Here is an 18,812-nt window from a genome sequence, read left to right as displayed (position 1 = left end):
GACAGCTATTCCGCCGGAGCCGAAAACCGCGTTTTCGAGGAGGCTGTTGTGACCACCTTGACCGACCCGGTACGCATCTCGATCGCCTGTCACGGCGGACGTGGTCACACCGCCAGGCTGGCGGAGGCCGTACGAGCCGGGGCGAGCCGGGTCCCGCACACCGAGGTCGCCTCCATCCAAGTCGACCGGATCACCGGTCAGGAATGGCATCGGCTCGACGACGCCGACGCGATCGTCTTCGGTGCGCCGACCTATATGGGCACGGCCTCGTCGGCCTTCCACGCCTTCGCGGAGGCGAGCGCCCGACGCTGGCTCACCCGCCGCTGGCAGGACAAGCTGGCGGCGGGTTTCACCAACTCCGGCTCGATGGCCGGAGACAAGGCCGGCACCCTGGGCTTTTTCGCCACGCTCGCCGCACAGCACGGCATGCTCTGGGCCAGCCTCGGCCTGCCCCCCGGGTGGAATTCCTCCTCCGGAAGCGAATTCGACCTGAACCGGCTCGGCTTCTTCCAGGGCGCCGCCGCGCAGTCCGCGGTGGACGACCGATCCGGTGCGGTGCACAAGTCCGACCTCGCCACCGCGGAACATCTCGGGCACCGGGTCGCGGAACTCACCCGGACCCTGGTCGCGGGCAGACGAGCGCTGGAGCCGTGAGACACCGGCCCGCGACGCCGGCCGGGGGCGAGGGCCGCGCCATGGCCACCTCCGCCCGGCAGTGGTGGACCGTGGCCGTGGCGGTCCTGGCGCAGACGCTGGTCCTGCTGGACAACACGGTCCTCAACGTGGCGATGGAAACCCTCGCCGATCCGGTGCACGGGCTCGGGGCGAGCTCCGCCGACCTGGCGTGGGCCAACGCCTCGTACTCGCTGGTCTTCGCCGCGGGCAGCTTCGCCGGAGGCGCTCTCGCCGACCGCTACGGGCCGCGCCGCATCCTGGTCACCGGGCTGGTGCTGCTGGCCGGCGCCTCCACACTGGCCGCGTTCTCGGACGGGGCCACCGAGCTGACCGTCACCCGCGGTTTCATGGGCGCGGGCGGGGCGCTGATCACCCCGGCGACGCTGGCGATCGTCACCCGCGCCAGCGCCCCGGCCGACCGGACCCGGGCGATAGCGGTCTGGGCCTCCGCGGGCGGCGCCGCCGTCGCGCTCGGACCGGTGGTGGGCGGTGCGCTGCTGACCCGGTTCTGGTGGGGCTCGGTGTTCCTGGTCAACCTGCCGGTGGTGGCGGTGTGCCTGCTCGGCACATGGCTCCTGGTGCCCGGGCTGCGCTATGCCGAGCGCAGGGTGCTCGACCCACTGGGCCTTGCGCTCTCCGTACTGGGGCTGGGTCTTGTGGTGTACGGCGTCATCCGGGGCGGCCGCCCGGCCGGCTGGTCGAGCCCTGCCACGCTGCTGCCCCTGGCGGTCGGTCTGGCCCTGCTGGCGACGTTCGTGATGTCGCAGAGCCGCCGAGCCGCGCCGGGTTTCGATGTGCGCCTGTTCGCCGAGCCGCGCTTCGCGGGCGGCACGGTGACCCTGCTGCTGCTCTTCTTCGGCCTGGCGGGGCAGCTCTTCTACTGCGCCTTCTATCTGCAGGGGGTGCACGGGCTGTCGACGCTGGCCGCCGGGGCCGTGATGTCGGCCGCCGCGGGCGGCATCGTCCTCGGCAACCAGATCTCCCCGGCGGTGTCCCGGCTGCTGGCCGTCCGCTGGTGCGCGGTCGCCGGGATACTCCTGTCCAGCATCACCTTCGGCGGCTATGTGTTCTTCGACGAGGGCACCCCGGTGGCCTGGATCGCCGGGATGCTGTTCGCGCAGGGCGCCGGTATCGGCCTGGTGGTGGCGCCGATGACGGCGGAGATGATGGCCTCCCTGCCCCCGCGCTACACCGGCGCCGGCGCGGCGATCAACGCCGCGGCCCGGCCGGTGGGCAGCACCCTCGGGGTCGCGGTGCTCGGCTCGGTGCTCGCCACCGCCTACCGCGGGGCCATCCGGCCCTCGCTCACCGATCTGCCTCCCGGGTCACGGGAGACGGCCCTGGACTCCGCGGAGGCCACCCGGGCGGTGGCGCGGTCGCTGAGCCGCCCCGATCTCCTCGCCGCCGCGGACCGGGCCTATCTGCACGCCATGTACGTCACCGCGGCGTGGACGGCGTTGCTGTCCGTGGCCGGTGCCGTTCTCGTCATCGGATATTTCCGGCCGCGACCATCAACGACGGAGGCAGGAAGTGGACATGGGGCTGCGCCATCTTCGGATCGTGCTCACCGTGGCTGAGTCGGGCAGCATCAGCCATGCGGCCGCCACTTTGAAGATCGCCCAATCCGGCCTGTCCACCCAGCTCAGACGCATTGAGCAGGAATTCGGCGGGCCGCTGTTCCGCCGCCGCCCGCACGGTGTCGAGCCGACCGAACTCGGCGTCCATGTCCTGGGCAGAGCACGGCAGTTGCTCGACGAGTTCGGTGATCTGCTCTCCACGGCACGGACCCTGGCCCAGCCGGCCGAACCGCCACAGGCCGTCGGGCTGGGCGGGGTGGACAACCCCTGGGTGCCCCTGATCGCCGTGCTCATCCGGGAGCGGCTGCCGCATCACGAACAGCTGACCTATCTGGAACCCTCCTCCCAGGCCGTGCTGGAGCTGCTGCGCACCGAGAAGATCGCGCTCGCGGTCATCAGCGAGTTCCCGGATGTCGTGCCGCCCCCGGTCCGCGAGTTCACCGTCCGCGACCTCGATACCGAACCGGTGCTGATCGGCCTCTCCCCCGGCCACCGGCTGGCCCATCGGCAACTGATCACCCTGGAAGAACTGGCCGAGGACACCTGGGTCGCCCCCGGCGACCGCTCCGACGGTCTCGGTCTGAGCCTGAGGATCGCCTGCGAGCGTGCGGGGTTCACCCCTCGGTTCCGGTATTTCGGCGCCGACCAGACGACCGCGGCGGCCATCGTGAGCGCCGGGAACGCGATCGGGGCCTTCTTCGCGCCGGGCGACCACTGCCCGGGGGTCGCGCTGAAACGGCTGGCGAACGGCCGGCTGTGGCGCCGGACCCGGCTGGTGTGGGACGCCGAGTCGCCGCTGGCCGGGCTCGCCGAAGATCTCGACAGCGGTGCCCTCGACTGGCGCCGGCCGCACACCTCATGAGCCGGGCCCTGGCCCCGATCGCGTCAGTGCCCGGAAACATCCTGCCGTCTGCCTCCCGCGGAGAGGCAGGAGGCGATCGTCCGTTGCCGTGGAATGGTCTCCCCCACCCGCGCCGCCGGCAGCTCCACGGTGAACAGCGCACCGTGCCCCGGCCGTCCGGCGGCGGTGATCCGCCCGCCATGGCTTTCGACCACCTCGCGGGCCAGCGCCAGTCCGAGCCCGAACCGTCTGCCACGGCCGGCGGCCCCCCTGGCGAACCGCTCGAACATGCGGGTGGCCTCCTCCGGTGCGAACCCCACGCCGGTGTCGCTTACGGACAGCGACACGATGCCGGGAAGCGGGGCGTCCACGGACACCACGACCTCCCCACCGGGCGGAGTGTGCCCCATCGCGTTGTCGACCAGCGCGGCGATCACCCGGCGCAACGCCGACGTGGTGCCCATCACCACATGCCGCCCCGGCCCGCACCGAAGAGCCACGGTCAGCCGCATCGCCTGGGCCCGGGCGTCCTCGGCGGACACCGCCTCCTTGGCGAGCGTGGCCAGGTCGACCGGATCGCGGGACCCCGGCGACTGGGACAGCCGCGCGGACAGCAGCAGATCGTCTATGACGTCACCGAGCTGCCGCGTTCCGGTCACCAGGCGCCGCAGGTCGGTGGCGAGCTGCTGCGGGGTGGCCGAGCCGGAGCGCCGGACCAGCAACTGGGCGCGGGTGTGCAACTGGGTCAGCGGTGTGCGCAGTTCATGACTGGCGTCCGCGACGAACCGCCGCTGCCGGTCCAGTGCCTCGGAGAGCGGCCGCATCGCCCGTCGCGCGAGCACGCCGCTGGCGACGGCGACCAGCAGCAGACCGACCGCCTCGGCCGCCGCGAAGGCGAGCAGCAGATGGTTGCGGTCGGCGCGCTGGAACCGTTCGCCGTAGGCTGCCTGCACGACCTCCGCGCCACGCCATGCGGTGCGCACCGTGTACTCCTCGCCACCTCGCCGCACCCGTTCCAGCACCGTGGGAACGCCCGCGCGGACCGCGGCCAGGCTGGATCTCACGGGTAGCCCGGCGGGGGTGCCGGGGGTGCTGCTGATCGCCCCGTCCCGCTCCACGGTCATCCACACGCACACCGGCGGGCTGTCGATGGTGTTGTGGTCGATCCCCCACTGGGTTTCGCGCTCCGCGTCGGCGCGTTGGGCGAACAGCATGACGCCATAGACGATGACCCCGATGATCAACATGATCACCGACATGACCAGCGAGATGCGCCGGGTTATCGTCCACTGGGCGGAGGAGAGTCTCCGCTGCTCGGGGGTCGGCGCCGTGCGACGCGGGAAACGGAGCGGAATCGAATTCACAGCGTCCCCATCTGATAGCCGCGCCCGCGCACGGTGCGGACGACGTCACGGCCCAGTTTCCGCCGCAGGTAGTAGACATAGGTGTCGACAATGGACTCCGCCGAGGTATCGGGAAACACCCGCTCGCGAAGGTGCGAACGGTCGTGCACGATCTTGGGGCCTTCGGCGAGCGCGTGGAGCAGGCCGAATTCCCGCAAGGACAGCTCGATGCCCGTGCCGTCGGCAAGGCGGACCTCGCGGCGCCGCAGGTCCAGCTCTCCCTCGCCGAGGGGAAGGATTTCGGCGCCCGAGAGGTCGCGCCGGTGCAGCGCCCGCACCCTGGCCAGCAGTTCGTCCACTTCGAAGGGCTTGACCAGATAGTCGTCCGCGCCCGAATCGAGGCCGGTGACACGCTCGCCGAGTTCGCCCAGTGCGGTCAGCACCAGAACCCGGGTGGTCACACCGACCCGCCGTAATCGTTTCACCAGGTCCAGGCCCTCGATGCCCGGAATCATGCGATCGACCACCATCACCTGATGTCGTCGGCTGAGCCCGAGATGAAGCCCCCGGTGGCCGTCGAATGCCACCTCGACGTCGTAGCCCTCTGAGCTGAACAATTCCGCCAGCATGTCTGCGGTTTCCCGGTCGTCCTCGATCAGTAACAGCCGTGTCTGATCCGCAGTCGACCGGTCTATATCGGCTGGATAGATCATTCGCTTATCTTGGCAGTCCGGATGTGCGCACAGCGCGTCGCATCTCGGCCGTCGGGCAACCGGTCCGCGACGCTTCAGAACCCTCGCGATGGGTCCGAAGTCACCCCATCGCGCTGCCGGGCCGACCGGTGACTCCTCGGCCACCTCCCGGGCCGGCGCCCGCACCAGGTCGTTGAGGTGGTAGCGGTCGGGGCTCGGGGAGGTCAGCAGCCGGGCGTCGACCAGCCGTTCCAGGGTGTCCTGCGCATGATGTGTCCTGCGCCTGATGGACCCGGCAATCCAGCATGACCGCCACCGGGAGTATCCAAAGGGCTTCCATCGTCTCGACAGCGCCGACCGTGTCAGCTCCTCACGACGCCGCGCAGGAGCAGGTCGATGAGCCGGGTGGCCAGGTCACGCTGATCCTCGTCGGCGGCCATGAGGCTGATCCCGCCGAGGGCCATCAGCACGTCCTGCGGGTCGACCTCCGGCCGCGCCGCCGACCGGCCCTCCCCGGACGACAGCAGGTGGTCGATCGCCTCGGCCAGCAGGGTCCGGGTCTGCAGCCGCTCGCTGTCGTCGGTCAGCACCACTCTCAGCGCGTCCGCCATCCCGCTCTTGGCGGCCATGAAGTCGATGAAACGCTCCATCCAGGTCCGCAGCGCGTCCACCGGTGGCAGCGTGGCGGCGAGGTGCGGCGCCGCCTCGCACAGGCGCCGCACTTCTTGCCGGTAGACGGCCTCGACCAGGAGTTCCTTGGACGGGAACCGGCGGTAGAGGGTGCCGACACCGACGCCGGCCTCGCGGGCGATGTCCTTGACCGAGGCCCCTGATCCCTCACGGGCGAAGGCGGCCGCCGCCGTCTCCAGCAGCCGGTCCTCGTTGCGTTGCGCGTCGGCGCGCAGCGGCCTGCGGTGCCGCGCCGCGTTCCCCTCGATGCCGGTCAATCCGGGTCTCCTCTCGCCACCACTTGCAAACGGAACTGGTTCCGCTTACTGTCGAGAAAGCGAACCGGAACCCGTTCCGGATACGAGCGTACGACGACCCACCGCCATGGCGCCACCGGCCGCGCGCTCGCCCCCATGTCACCATCTGCCTGGAGCGCGTCATGACCGACCACCTCATCACCACCCCCTTCGGGGCCCGGACGACCGCCGCCGAGGTCCTGGACGGCGTCGACCTCACCGGCAAGCGCGCCCTCGTCACCGGAGCGGCCTCCGGCATCGGACGCGAAAGCGCACGCGTCCTGGCCGCCGCCGGTGCCGAGGTCACCATCGGCGTCCGCGACCTGGCGGTGGGCGGGCGGGCCGCCGAGGAGATCCGCCCGGCGAGCGGACCGGGAACGGTGCACGCCACGATGCTCGACCTCGCCGACCAGAGCTCGGTGCGCGCCTTCGTCGATGCTTGGCGTGGACCGCTGCACATCCTGGTCCTCAACGCCGGTGTGATGGCCTCTCCACTTCAGCGGACGAAGGAGGGGCTGGGAGACGCAGTTCGCCACCAATCACCTCGGCCACTTCGCCCTCGCCACCGGTCTGCACGGCGCCCTGGCGGCGGCCCGTGGCGCACGTGTGGTCGCGGTCAGCTCGGTCGGCCACGTCAACGGCGAGGTGCTCTTCGACGACATCAACTTCGAGCGACACCCCTACGACCCGTGGGCGGCCTACAGCCAGTCCAAGACCGCCAATGTGCTGTTCGCCGTCGAGGCGAGCCGCCGCTGGGCATCGGACCTGATCGCCGTCAACGCCCTCAACCCCGGCCGTATCACGAGCACCCGGCTCGGCCGCCACATCGGGGACATCTCCCACAGCCCCGCCTCGTTCGACCCCACCAGCACCGACGTGTCCTGGAAGAACATCGAGCAGGGGGCCGCGACCTCCGTGCTGCTCGCCGCCTCCCCGCTGACCGAGGGCGTGACCGGCCGGTACTTCGAGGACTGCAACGAGGCCGGACCCCATCAGCCCGGTGTCCGGCGCGGAGTGGCCGCCCACGCACTGGACGCTCACCACGCGGCCCGCCTGTGGCAGACCTCCCTCGACATGCTCGCGACCACGGCGACCACCGTCTGACCGCGCCATCCCCCAGGGGGTCCGACGCGAGGAGGACTACCGCTTGCACGGATGCCCGTCAGACCTTCGGCTCGACCACGGGACGTGCGGCGGCCGTCGCCTCAGATGACCGCGGTGATCGCCGCCGTCAGGTTGACCCCGGTCACGAGGTCATAGTCCTCGTCGGTGAAGTCGGTGAACGGCTTGGAGACGAAGACCCCGGCGTTGTTGACGAGCGTGTCGACTCGCCCGAACCGGGTCAGGGTCGCGTCGGCGATACGGGCGCCCACGCCCGGTTCGGACACGTCACCACTGACGGTCAGCACGCTGGGATCGCTCGACTCGTCCAGGGAGCGGGCGGTCGCGGTGACCGCGTAGCCGGACTCGCGGTAGGCGGCGACCAGGGCCGCGCCGATTCCTCGGGAAGCCCCGGTGACGATGGCGACCTTCTGCGCCGTGTTCATTCGACCACCGCTCTCTTCTGTTTCAGGCGCCAGTTGCGATCCGGACGATCGGTCATGCCCGACCATCGGACTGTCGCCTGTCAGTCCGCGGTTGCTCCGTTGTCTCCATCATGCGCCCGACAGCGGCGCACCCGCATGCCGGGGTGCGGGCACCGGTCTCCCCGGCGTCGCGTCGCGTCGCGTCAGGAAGCAGGGTTGCCCCGATGGCCCCAATGGCCCCAATGGCTAGAACCGCGGCATTCCGGAGAGCGGTTCCGGGATCGCCCGCCTTGCCGTCACCGCCTCGATGAACTCCCGTGGCGGGAGGTAGCCGTGGGCGGTGACGTAGTGGAGGACGAGATTGGGGGCGATGAGCCACCGGCCGTCGCGGGCCAGGAGCCTGATCTCGGCGCTGCCGAGGGTGATCTCGGTGCCGTCGACGTTCACCACGACGGGATAGGGCGGCTTTCCCTCCGGGTGCGGGAGGGTGCAGCTCTGCCAACCCCGCATCCGATTGGTGGAGTTGTCCCGACAGAGGACCGCGAGGGCGTGGACGAATTCTGTCGGCACCTCACCGCGGGGAAACTCCTGCCGCTCCAGCCACCCGACATTGACCGCCTGGACGCCCTGGGGCACCCCGATGCCGGGGGTGTAGGCGTAAGGGGAGCCGTCCTCGTACCGCACCGCGTGTTCCTCTCGTCCTCGTTAGGCATCGCTGATGACCGCCGCCCCGGCGACAGTACGGTGTGGCGCGCTCCGCACACCGAGTGGGTCAGCGCGCCAGCCGTCCCAGCAGCGAGGAGGCCGCCGTGATACCGGCCGCCGCGGCCAGCAACAGGACGGCGTAGTCGAGTGCGAGATGGTGCGGGGTGCCCAACAGCAGTCCGCGCAACGCGTCGACCTGGTAGCTCAGCGGATTGGCGGTGCTGACGGCCTGGAGCCAGCCGGGCATGAGCGCCACCGGGTACAGCGCGTTGGAGCCGAAGAACAGCCGCATGGTGATGGCCTGCCCGATGCCCATCAGCCGGTCGCGGGTCAGCACGATCCCGGCGATGGTCATCGACAGGCAGGAGAAGAAGGCCGAGCCCAGGATTACCGCGACGGCCACCCCGAGGAGCCGCAGCGGATTCCAGGTCAGCGCCACCCCGAGCAGCGCCGGGATGACGATCACCACGACCGCCTGGATCGGCGCCTTCACCCCGGAGGCGAATGCCTTGCAGCGGATCGGGCCGTCCGTCCGGGACGAGCCCTGCGGCATCAGCCGACCCGGGACGCGGTGCGACGGGTGCTCCGGACATCGCGGAAATCTCCTCCCTGCTCGTCGAGGCCACTTCCGGCGACGTCCCGGAAGACGTCCTCCAGAGTCGGCTTCGGATCGGCCTCGCCCTCCGCCCGGCGGCGGCCGGCCAGCTCGGAGCGTTGCTCGCCGGGCGTGCCGAGTGCGTGAATCCGGCCGCGGTGCATCGACGCGACCCGGTCGCAGTACTGATCGGCCTCGTCCATGGGCCGCTTCACCTCGGGCGAGGTCCTGCCCCCACCGCCTCCGGCACGCCGCCCGGGCGAGCAGTGAGAAGGGCGCGCCGGTCCTCCGCGACGGCAGGGGCATGACCGGCGCACCCCATCGAGCCGGGTGGCCGGGCGCGGCGTTCCACCAGCCGCGCCCGGCGCCGCCCATCGGCCCGTGTTCAGCCCGTGAGGCCATCGGCCCGTGTTCAGCCCGTGGAGCGCGGGCCGTCGGTGCAGTCGAGCGCCGTGAGGTCGACGGCGTCGGCCATCGCCTGCATGCCCTTGTCGTTGGGGTGCAGATGGTCGCCGTTGTCGAGGAACGGCAGCACCCGCTCGGGGTCGTAGGGGCTGCGCAGGACGCGGTCGAAGTCGGTGACCGCGTCGAACTCGCCACTGCCGCGGACGAAGGCGTTGACGTCCTGGCGTACCCGCTCGGCGGCTGCGTCCCATTCGGACCAGCCCTTGAAGGGGCCCACGGTGGCGCCGACCACGCACTTCCCGGCCGCGTGCGCCCGCGCGATGATCTGGCGGTAGCCGTCGATCATGTCCGCGGCGGTGACACCGGTGTGCGCCTTGATGTCGTTGACCCCCTCGAAGAGGAACACGGTCCGCACGCCCGGGAGGGACAGCACGTCGCGGTCGAGCCGGTTCAGTGCGCTCTGCCCGGCGCCGTCGGCGAGGACCTTGTTGCCGGAGATCCCCTCGTTCGCCACTCCCCGGACGTCGGAGGCCGCCTTCTGCAACCGGCGCGCAAGGTAGTCGGGCCAGCGGCGGTTGAGGTCGGTGGTGGACTGCCAGCCGTCGGTGATGGAGTCGCCGAGCGCCACCACGGCCCCGGTGGCGGCGGACGTGCGGACGGTGACGGCGTCGAGGTAGAACCAGGAGCCGGTGGTCTCCGTCCAGGGGGTGGCGCTCTCCTCGCCCGTGTGATCGCCCTGGGTCGTGTACGACGTCTGCATGGCCATCCCGTGCCCTGTGGCCGGACCGGCGGCGTCGGGGGTGTGGAGGCTGACGACCAAGTTGGTCGCGGTGGGCAGTCCGCCGGGCAGGGCGTCGCTGAGCACGGTCCCGCCCGCCGGGACGGTGACGGAGTACCCGCCACCGAAGGTCAGCCGCCGGTTGCTGCCCGGCTTCAGCTCGGCACCCGACTTCTGAACACCGGCGTAGACGCTGTCGAGGGTCAGCGGCCGGTCGCCGAAGGCGTTGGAGAGACGGATGCGCAGATCGCTGCCGCCAACGCTGGTGTGCACGACCATCCGGTAGCCGCGGTCCGGCGTCCCGTCCCCCAGACGATCCGCGCTCGCCGCCCAGGTGACGACGTCGTGCCGGCCGGCCGCCGCCTCGGCAGGGGTGACGTGGAGGGCGGCGGCCGCGAGCAGTGCGGCGACCGCGCCGCCGAGGGCGGCGTGGCGGGCCGTCATCGGGCGAACCAGTTCAGCGTGTGGGACTCGCCAGGCACCAGGCGGATCGTACGGGAGGAGCCGCCGTGGGCCACCGTCGTGGTGCGGCCGCCGACGCTGTGGATCCGGACCGACGTCGGCACCCCCTGCTTCCAGCGCAGATCGACGACGAAGCCGCCCCGCGCGGCCAGTCCCGTCACCGAGCCGGAGGCGGCCCAGGCGTCGGGCAGGGCGGGAAGCAGTTCCAGGTGGCCGGGGCGGGAGTACAGCAGCATCTCGCTGATGGCGGCCGGGGTGCCGAAGTTGGCGTCGATCTGGAAGATACCACGGCCCTTCTCGACCTCATAGATGTCGAAGAGGTTGAACGCGGTGCCGTTGCTGCCGCCGATGGAGGGGCGGAGGTTGTTGGCGATGAGCTGGTATGCCTTGTCGGCGTTCTTCAGCCGCGCCCAGCACAGGGCGCGCCAGGCGTTGGCCCAGCCGAAGCTGTCCATGCCGCGCGCGGTGAGCAGGGCGGTGGCCCCGTCCACGATCTCCTGGGGAGTGGAGCCGTCGGGGCGGATGCGGTCGCCGGGGAACAGGCCGATCAGGGCGGACAGATGGCGGTGGGTGGTCTCGCCGAGGTTGTCGGGGGACATCCACTCCTGGAGCCATCCGGTCTTCGGGCTCACCTCCGGCAGGTACAGCTTCTCGCGCAGCGAGCTGATCGTGTCCGCGTAGCCGCTGTCCTTCTTCAGTTCGGCGGCCGCGGCGGCGAAGTTACCGAACAGGGCCCACACCAGCTCCTGGGAATAGGTGTTGCCCTTGGCGTCCTGCGGGCCGTGTTCGGGCGACCAGTCGCTGTCGTCGATCAGCACCTCCTTGGAGGTGCCGGGGAGGGTGGTGGTGAGCAGCCGCGCCTCCCAGAACTCACAGGCGCCCTTGAGCAGCGGGTAGATCTTCGCCAGATACTCCCGCGACTGGGTGTACTCGTAGTGCTCGTACAGGCTGTTGCTCAGCCAGGCGTTGCCCGCGGGATGCCACCACCAGCCGCTTCCACCGTGGATGTTGGTGGAGAAGGCCACGGCCCAGCCGCCGACCTTCCCGGTGGAGTTGCGATAGCGGTTGCGCGGGTCGTTGAAGAGGTCGTGGGTGAGCTCGGTCCAGGACGGAAGCTGGGCGAGGCAGTAGTCGGCGAAGGCGTCGAAGCACGCGGACAGACCCGCCCGGTCGGCCATCCAGTAGTTCATCTGGATGTTGATGTCGGTGTGGTAGTCGCCCATCCAGTCCGGGTCGTTGCCGTCCAGCCACAGGCCCTGGAGGTTCAGGGGAAGGCTGTCGCGCGAGCCGGAGATCATCAGGTAGCGGCTGTACTGGAGGGAGGCGGCCTCCAGTTCGGGGTCGGGCACACCGTCCCGGGCGCGTGCCGTGAGGCGCTGCCAAGTGTCCAGGGATCGCTGGGCGTCCGTGGAGCTGCCGAGTGAGAGGCTGAACTTCTCGTACAGGCCGCGGTAGTCGGCGATATGGGTGCGCCGCAGGGTGTCCGCCGAGTGCCGGGCGGCATCGCGGACCTTCGTACGGGCCAGCTTCTCGGGGTCGAGGGAGGGGTCGCGGTACTCGCGCGCGGCATCGGGCACATAGTTGGTGCCGCCGCTGACCACCACCGTGAGGTCCTTGCAACCGGAGAAATCGACGCGTGTGCCGTTGACGCGGACCCGGCCGCCGCTGCCGTATGCCGTGACCGCCGCGCCGTACCGCAGCCCGTTGGGGAAGGACGCGCCGAACGACTCGGCATTCGACGGCTTTTCGCCGTGGGTGCCCCCCAGGGTGATGGTGCCGGTGTAGTGGCCGCCGCCGCTCTGTGTGAAGTGCAGGACGATCGCGTCGTCGGGGTGACTGGCGAAGACCTGGCGCCGGTAGGTGACACCGGAGCGGACGTAGGAGCTGGTGACCAGTCCCTGCGCGAGGTCGAGGCTGCGGCGGTAGCCGTTGACGCCGGACAGGTCGTGGTCGGGGATGTCCACGGTGAGCCGGGCGAGCAGGGTGAAGGAGCCGAAGTCGTCGCGTCCGTAGGGGAATTGACCGTCGGCGTCGAGGGTGTCGTTGAGGCCGCCGGTCCACATCGTGGCGTCGGTGATCAGCAGGAGTTCGCGGCCGGGGTCGTTGCTCGCGAGGGCGCCGAGGCGGCCGTTGCCGACCGGCAGGCCCTGCTCGATCAGGGAGCCCTCGTCGCCGGGGGCCTGCCACCACAGCCGGTCGGGTGAGGTGCCGGTGAGCGGTGAGGTGCCGGTGAGCGGTGGGGTGTCGGCCGGGCGCCGGGGCGCGGCGGAGGCGGTGAAGGCGGGCAGGGCACCGAGGGCGGCGGTGAGTCCGGCCGTCGCCGCGAGGGACAGCGCGGTTCTTCTGCTGGGGTCACTCCCGGGGGCTCTGCTGGGCTCTCTGCTGGGTTCACTGCCGGCGTCGGTCGGGCGGGGGTCCATGGCGGCTCCAGACGTCTGAGATCGGCGAGGGGCCCGGCCGGGGCCGGGCCCCCGGGAGTTCAGGAGGACTTCGGTACGTCGATCCGGTCGATGTCCGGCGCGTAGCCGGAACCGCTGTCGAAGGTGATGGTGTTGGAGCCGGCCTTGAGCGCCACCGGCACGTGGACACTGCTGACGGTGGACCAGTCGCCGGTCGAGGGGAAGGCGTGGCTCGTGGCGCCGCCGCCGTTGGCCGAGACGGCGACGGAGCGGGCGTCGCCGCTGATGTAGGCGACCTTGATCTGGTAGGTGCCGGCCTTGTCGACGACCACGTTGTTGAGGGTCAGCTTGCCGCCGCCGTAGAGGTTGCCGACCTTGTGGCCGTCGGAGCAGGCCGGGCAGTCGGCGACGGAGGCGTTGCCGCTGAGGGTGTTCGCGGACGACTCGGCCTCGATGCCGGTCCAGGTGAGCGCGTCGCCGCGCGGGGTGACCGTGAAGAGGCGGGAGCCGTGGGCGGGCAGGGCCTGGGTGATCTTGTCCTTGTAGCTGCCGAGACTCTCGTGGTTCCACAGATCCCGGACGGCGGCCTTGCCGGTGAAGCCGAGCGTCGACCAGTCGGCGGTCACCGAGGCGGGCTTGTCGGCGAGGTTGAACAGGGCGACCGTGGAGGTGCCGTCGCTGTTCTTCGCGGCCCACACCTGCTGCGGGTCGGACGGGGTGACCGGCTTCGCGGGCGCGTTGCCGCTCTGGTTGACGGCGAGGACCTCGCGGTTGGTCAGCAGGGACAGGCCGTAGGAGTCCAGCCTGGTCAGGTCGTCGCCGGTGTAGAGCGGGGACTTGGCGATGGCCCACAACGTGGCGTAGCTCTGCCGCTCGGCCTTGGTCAGTCCGTCCATCTCGCCGTTGCCCACGTCGAGGGAGTCGAGGTCGTTCCAGCCGCCGGGGCCGGCGTGCCGGGTCCAGGCGGGGGCGTCACTCCAGCGGTCGTCGACGGAGTTTTCCCAGCTGACGAGCGTGTTGCAGTAGCACTCGACATCGGTGTCGATGCGCCAGCCGTGGGAGTACTTCTTCCAGTCGGCGGCGTGCCCGATGTCCAGGGACCAGGACAGCTCCAGATGGATGGGGCGGCCGGTGGCGGCGATCGCCTTCTGCCAGGCGGCCACATCGGCGACGTTGTTGTAGTTGTCGCCGCTCTTGAAGGAGCCCGGGCCCACGCCGTCGAGCTTGAGGAAGTCATAGCCCCAGGCTGCGAACATCTGAGCCTGGGAGTCGATGTACTTCTGTGCGCAGGGATGGGAGAAATCAATCTTGTACGCGCTGTCCCAGCCGTTGGTGGTGCGCAGGTCGTCGTAGACGATGTCGGCGGTGGTGCAGCCCTCGGCCTTCCAGATCGGCACCTTGCCCCCGCCGTACGCCTCCTTCTCCAGGCCGACGGGTAGGTAGATACCGGCCTTCAGACCCTTGGAGTGGATATGGTCGGCGACCGATTTCATACCGCTGGGGAAGCGCACCGGATCGGCCTTCTGCCGGCCGTACTCGTCGAACTCGGGCGTCCACGCGTAGTTGCGCCACCAGCCCGCGTCGATGTTGACGTACTCGTAGCCGTACTTCTTCAGCTTGGCGGCCATGGCGTCGGTCTGCTTGAGGACGTTCGCCTCGGTGAGGTAGCTGTAGTCGCCGTTCGGGTTGAGGCCCGGGTACTTCGATGACTGCATGCTCCAACTGGTCCAGCCCATATAGGGCTTGGCGGCGGCGGTGGCCGGGCTCGCCGGGGATGCCGGAGTGGCCTTGTTGTCGCCGGGCTGTGCCTGCGCCGCCGGGACGGCGGTGGCGAAGCCCGCGGCGAGGGCCATGACGACGACGGTTCCCAGGCCGCGTACGGGCATGAGGGGGTACGAGGACGACCGCATGGGTCCTGCCTTCTGGAGGTGTGGTCCGGGGAAGGGGGTGGCGGGGGGACGCGGCGGGGTTCGGGGAGACGGCGGCGATGGCTGGGCCGTGCCCGAACCGAGGGTGAGTGCGCCGGTGAACGGGTGCCGGGGCAGGCGACGTAGTGGGCTCGCGGCCATTCGGGGAACGGCAGCGCGATCGGGGCGGGGGCGGGCGGCCGGATGACGGCCGGCCGGGCGATCAGCGGCGGGTGGTGGCGACCGCGAGGGAGCGGTGGTCGCCGCGTCCGCGACGGGAGCGGGAGCGGGTCGCGGAGGGCACGGTGTCTCTCGGTGTTTCGCGGTCCCCTTCAGGCGTGCTGCGTCATGGCTGCTCCTCGTATGTACTGGTTCGCGTCCGACCTGATGAAGGACTGGATGGCGGTGGCCGCGGCGCCGCGGGCCCATTCGTCGAAGGGCAGCGGCCGGGTCCGCACATCGCACTGCGCCGCGGAGCCGAAGGCCGCCGCGGCGAAGGCGGCACGGATGTGGTCGGCGAAGAGGTCGTAGGCGGCCAGGCCCTCGCCGGAGATGATCACGCGTTCGGGGCCGAGCAGATTGGCCACGGTGGCGATGCCACGGCCGATGGCGTCGCCCGCCCGTGCGTAGATCTCCCGCGCGCCGGCGACGCCGTCGTGGGCCAGTCCGGCGGCCTGGACCGCGTCGGCCACCTGGATCCTGGTGGCCGCGCGCATCTGACGGACGATGGCGTCGTCGCTCGCGATGGCCTCCACACAGCCGCGGTTGCCGCAGTGGCAGCGGGGGCCCGACGGGTCGACGGTGACGTGGCCGATCTCGCCGGCCACGCCGTGGGCCCCGGCGACCACCCTGCCGTGGACCACGAGGCCGCAGCCGATGCCCGCGCCGACCGTCACGACGGCGAAGCCGGACAGTCCCACGCCCGCCCCGAACCACTGCTCGGCCACGGTCAGCGCGCGCACGTCGTTGTCGACGGTGACCGGCAGCCCCGTGGTCATGGCCGCGAGTTCGGCGAGTGGCACATCGCGCCATTCCAGGAAGGGCGAGTAGCGCACGACGCCCTCGGCGCGGTCCACGTCGCCGGAGACGGCCATGCCCAGACCCGCGACGCGCACGCCGAGGCCGTCCGCTTCGATGAGCAACTCCCGTACGAGTTCGGTGGCCGACCCCAGCACCGCCTTGGGGTCCCGGGCGGCGAGGGGGATGTGCCGGGCGACCAGGATCCGGCAGCACAGGTCGGTGAGCACACCAATGATCTTGTCTCCGGTCACCTTGACCCCGATGAACAGCGCACGGCCGCCGTCCACCCGCACCAGGTTCGCGGGCCGCCCGAGCGCCGGGCGCGCGTCCTCGTCCACGTCCTCCACCAGGTAGCCGGCCTCGATCAGGGGACGGACCGCCTTGGTGACGGCCGCGGCCGACAGCCCCGCCCGCCGGGCCACTTCCCTACGGGTGAGCGGGCCCCGGGACAGGACCGTGGTGAAGATCTGCGCGGCGGCCGATGTGTTCGCGGGGAACGACTCGACGGCAGAGGGCGAGGACATGGCCGGGAACCTAGGCCCCTTATTTTCCGCTGTCAATGAAAGAAGCAGGAATCTCCTGAGGATTGCCTGTGAGCCCTGCCCCCGGCTCCAAAGCCAGCCATACAGCGGGTGTTGACATGCGATCGAAGGTCTCGTTGGCTTACGGGGCGATCCTCGTCCCCGTCACCGAGCGCCCCGCATCCGCGGGCGGCACCCGCCGCTCCCCCGTCGTCTCCCGAACGTGAGGCCCGATGCCGACGATCTCCCATGCCCCGGACACCGGGGTCTGGCTGCTGACCACTCCCCGTACGTCATACGCCCTGCGCATCGACGAGACGGGCGCGCCCTGCCACCTCGCTTGGGGGCCGCGGCTGACGCTGCCGGAGACGGAGGAGCTGGTCGTGCCCGCCGGGGAGGCGGCCAGCAGCTTCGAGGGACGGCCCGCGGTGGGCGAGGAACTGCCGGTCGACGGCGGCACCCGCTACGGCACGCCCTCCCTCCAGGTCCGCTACCCGGACGGCTCCCGCGCCTTCGAATGGCAGCCGGCCGGACACCGCGTCATCACGCCCTCCGACGGCGTCCACGAACTCTCGCTGGAATTCCGCGACCGCCACTACCCGCTGCGCGTCGCCCTCCACTACAGGGTGCGGGACGACACGGATGTCATCGAGCGCTGGACGGTGCTGAGCAACGAAGGTGACCAGCACCTCAGCCTGGTCCGGGCCGACTCGGCCGCCTGGTCCCTGCCGGCGACGGCCGACTACCGGCTCAGTCATGTCACCGGTCAGTGGTCCGCGGAGAGTCAGCTGCGCCGCGAACACCTGCCGCACGGGGAGACCGTGCTGACCAGCCGGCGTGGCATCACCAGCCACCACGCCGCTCCCTGGGTGATGGTGGACGCGGGCGACGCGACCGAGGAGCACGGCCGGGTCTTCGGCGCGGCCCTGGCCTGGAGCGGGAGTTGGCGCCTCACCGTCCAGCGCACACCGGACGGACGCGCCGGGTTCTCCGGCGGCGTCGGCCACGAGGGCACCTGCGTGCCGCTCGCGCCGGGCGAGGAATTCATCACCCCCGTGTTCGCCGGGCTGTTCACGGACGGCGGGTTCGGCGCGGCGAGCCGGGCCTGGCACGCGTACACGCTCAACCACGTCCTGCCGCACGGACATGAGGTGGCGCCCGTGCTCTACAACTCCTGGGAGGCCACCGGCTTCGACGTGGACGAGGCGAACCAGAAGGCGCTGGCCGAGCGGGCCGCCGCGCTGGGGGTGGAGCTGTACGTCGTCGACGACGGCTGGTTCGGGGCCCGGCGCAGCGACCACGCGGGGCTCGGCGACTGGACCCCCGCCCAGGACCGCTTCCCCGAGGGCCTCGGCCCCCTGGCCGACACGGTGCACCGCCTGGGCATGCGCTTCGGCATCTGGGTTGAGCCGGAAATGGTCAACCCCGACAGCGACCTCTACCGCGCGCACCCCGACTGGGTTCTGCACACCCCCGGCCGGGCCCGCAGTGAGCTGCGCAACCAGCTCGTGCTGAACTTCGCCCGCGACGACGTCGCCGACTGGGCCTACGGCTGGCTGACCCGGCTGGTCGCGGACCACGGCATCGACTTCCTCAAGTGGGACATGAACCGCGCCCTCAGCGAGGCCGGCTGGCCCGGCCCCCCGGACGGCAACGACCGGCTGTGGACGGGCTATGTGGCCAAGCTGTACGGCGTCCTGGACCGGCTGCGGGCCGACCATGCCGGGCTGCGCATCGAGACCTGCAGCGGCGGTGGCGGACGCGTCGATCTGGGCATCCTCACCCGTACGGACCAGGCGTGGGTGTCGGACAACACCGACGCGGTCGACCGTCTGGTCATCCAGCACGGCTTCGGTCAGCTCCACCCGGCGCGCACGATGTCCGCGTGGGTGACCGACGTGCCCCATCAACTCACCTCCCGCACCGTGCCGTTGCGGTTCCGCTTCCACGTGGCCATGTGCGGGCTGCTGGGCATCGGCGGCGATCTGACCCGCTGGTCGGAGGAGGAACTCGCCGAAGGCGCCGAGTTGGTGGCCGAGTACAAGCGGGTGCGCCACCTCGTCCAGCACGGCGCCCTGTACCGGCTGTCCGGGCCGCACGGCGAGCTGCCGACCGTGGTGCAGTACACCGCCGAGGACGGCGCCGAGACCCTGGTACTGGCCTGGCAGCGCGGCCCGCGCCACGGAGTCCTGCGGCCGCCGGTGCGGCTGCGCGGGCTCACCCCCGGCGCCCGCTACCGCGACACCCGCACCGGTGAGGTGCACCATGCCACCGTGCTCGCCGCGTACGGATTCCACCCGGACCTCCGGCCCGGCGACTGGGCCAGCACAGCCGTACACCTGGTCAGGATGGAACAGGACGCTGCCTGACACCGCCGGTGTGTCGCACCGGCCGTAGTCGG

The 18,812-nt window shown here is 71.0% G+C and carries 13 protein-coding genes and 3 pseudogenes; 5 read left to right on the top strand and 11 right to left on the bottom strand.

From position 1 onward, the window contains the following. Positions 1–57 precede the first annotated feature (57 nt). From AS97_RS43270 to AS97_RS43260, 3 genes are read left to right on the top strand one after another with little or no spacing between them, the layout of a single operon-like run. Positions 58–654 carry a flavodoxin family protein gene (locus AS97_RS43270; protein WP_059144437.1) on the top strand — a complete coding sequence of 199 codons (597 nt, stop codon included), beginning with the start codon at positions 58–60 and terminating at the stop codon, positions 652–654. Between the two features lie 41 nt (positions 655–695). After that, a complete protein-coding gene (locus tag AS97_RS43265) occupies positions 696–2,252 on the top strand; it encodes an MFS transporter (RefSeq protein WP_059144360.1) in 1,557 nt (518 codons plus the stop codon). Further along, positions 2,236–3,114, top strand: coding sequence for a LysR family transcriptional regulator (locus AS97_RS43260; RefSeq protein WP_161500477.1), 879 nt, complete (start codon positions 2,236–2,238; stop codon positions 3,112–3,114). Before AS97_RS43265 ends, AS97_RS43260 begins: the two co-directional genes overlap by 17 nt. A gap of 23 nt (positions 3,115–3,137) precedes the next feature. Here the strand turns inward: AS97_RS43260 and AS97_RS43255 are convergent, their stop codons facing one another. The 3 genes from AS97_RS43255 to AS97_RS43245 all read right to left on the bottom strand — a co-directional run bounded on the left by AS97_RS43255 (position 3,138) and on the right by AS97_RS43245 (position 6,075). Beyond that, positions 3,138–4,457 carry a HAMP domain-containing sensor histidine kinase gene (locus AS97_RS43255; RefSeq protein WP_210566824.1) on the bottom strand — a complete coding sequence of 440 codons (1,320 nt, stop codon included), beginning with the start codon at positions 4,455–4,457 and terminating at the stop codon, positions 3,138–3,140. Further along, positions 4,454–5,149 carry a response regulator transcription factor gene (locus AS97_RS43250; protein ID WP_086709683.1) on the bottom strand — a complete coding sequence of 232 codons (696 nt, stop codon included), beginning with the start codon at positions 5,147–5,149 and terminating at the stop codon, positions 4,454–4,456. Before AS97_RS43250 ends, AS97_RS43255 begins: the two co-directional genes overlap by 4 nt. A gap of 341 nt (positions 5,150–5,490) precedes the next feature. Further along, the gene (locus tag AS97_RS43245; protein ID WP_247204681.1) at positions 5,491–6,075 is read right to left on the bottom strand and encodes a TetR/AcrR family transcriptional regulator; all 585 of its coding nucleotides are present in this window, start codon (positions 6,073–6,075) and stop codon (positions 5,491–5,493) included. 161 nt (positions 6,076–6,236) lie between these two features. Here AS97_RS43245 and AS97_RS43240 point away from each other — a divergent pair. Next, positions 6,237–7,197: pseudogene (locus tag AS97_RS43240) on the top strand (SDR family NAD(P)-dependent oxidoreductase). A gap of 101 nt (positions 7,198–7,298) precedes the next feature. On the opposite strand, the gene AS97_RS43235 reads toward AS97_RS43240, so the two are convergent. The 8 genes and pseudogenes from AS97_RS43235 to AS97_RS43200 all read right to left on the bottom strand — a co-directional run bounded on the left by AS97_RS43235 (position 7,299) and on the right by AS97_RS43200 (position 16,414). Then, positions 7,299–7,640 (bottom strand): SDR family NAD(P)-dependent oxidoreductase, encoded by a 342-nt coding sequence (locus tag AS97_RS43235; RefSeq protein ID WP_210566823.1) that lies wholly within the window; start codon positions 7,638–7,640, stop codon positions 7,299–7,301. A 225-nt stretch (positions 7,641–7,865) separates the two neighbouring features. Further along, positions 7,866–8,303, bottom strand: a complete 438-nt coding sequence (locus AS97_RS43230; RefSeq protein WP_210566822.1) for a hypothetical protein — start codon at positions 8,301–8,303, stop codon at positions 7,866–7,868. Between the two features lie 88 nt (positions 8,304–8,391). After that, positions 8,392–8,835, bottom strand: a pseudogene (locus AS97_RS43225) (ABC transporter permease); the annotation flags it as partial. Positions 8,836–8,876: 41 nt separating this feature from the next. Beyond that, positions 8,877–9,122 (bottom strand): annotated as a pseudogene (locus tag AS97_RS43220) (ABC transporter ATP-binding protein); the annotation flags it as partial. A gap of 209 nt (positions 9,123–9,331) precedes the next feature. Beyond that, positions 9,332–10,546 (bottom strand): SGNH/GDSL hydrolase family protein, encoded by a 1,215-nt coding sequence (locus AS97_RS43215; protein ID WP_210566821.1) that lies wholly within the window; start codon positions 10,544–10,546, stop codon positions 9,332–9,334. Beyond that, positions 10,543–12,984: a glycoside hydrolase N-terminal domain-containing protein gene (locus AS97_RS43210; protein WP_247204680.1), complete on the bottom strand. Its 2,442-nt coding sequence runs from the start codon at positions 12,982–12,984 to the stop codon at positions 10,543–10,545. Before AS97_RS43210 ends, AS97_RS43215 begins: the two co-directional genes overlap by 4 nt. Positions 12,985–13,043: 59 nt before the next feature. Next, entirely contained in the window at positions 13,044–14,873 is a 1,830-nt protein-coding gene (locus AS97_RS43205; RefSeq protein ID WP_059144352.1) for a CBM35 domain-containing protein, read from the bottom strand. A 329-nt stretch (positions 14,874–15,202) separates the two neighbouring features. After that, on the bottom strand, positions 15,203–16,414 hold the full coding sequence (locus AS97_RS43200) for an ROK family transcriptional regulator (RefSeq protein WP_210566820.1): 1,212 nt from the start codon (positions 16,412–16,414) through the stop codon (positions 15,203–15,205). 230 nt (positions 16,415–16,644) lie between these two features. Between AS97_RS43200 and AS97_RS43195 the strand changes: the two genes are divergently transcribed. Then, positions 16,645–18,780, top strand: a complete 2,136-nt coding sequence (locus AS97_RS43195; protein WP_210566819.1) for an alpha-galactosidase — start codon at positions 16,645–16,647, stop codon at positions 18,778–18,780. Positions 18,781–18,812 lie beyond the last annotated feature (32 nt).

This window comes from Streptomyces sp. AgN23, assembly GCF_001598115.1.
Taxonomy (GTDB): Bacteria; Actinomycetota; Actinomycetes; order Streptomycetales; family Streptomycetaceae; genus Streptomyces; species Streptomyces antimycoticus.
Note: the sequence above shows the minus strand (reverse complement) of the source record. Positions and strands in the feature narration are given on the sequence as shown.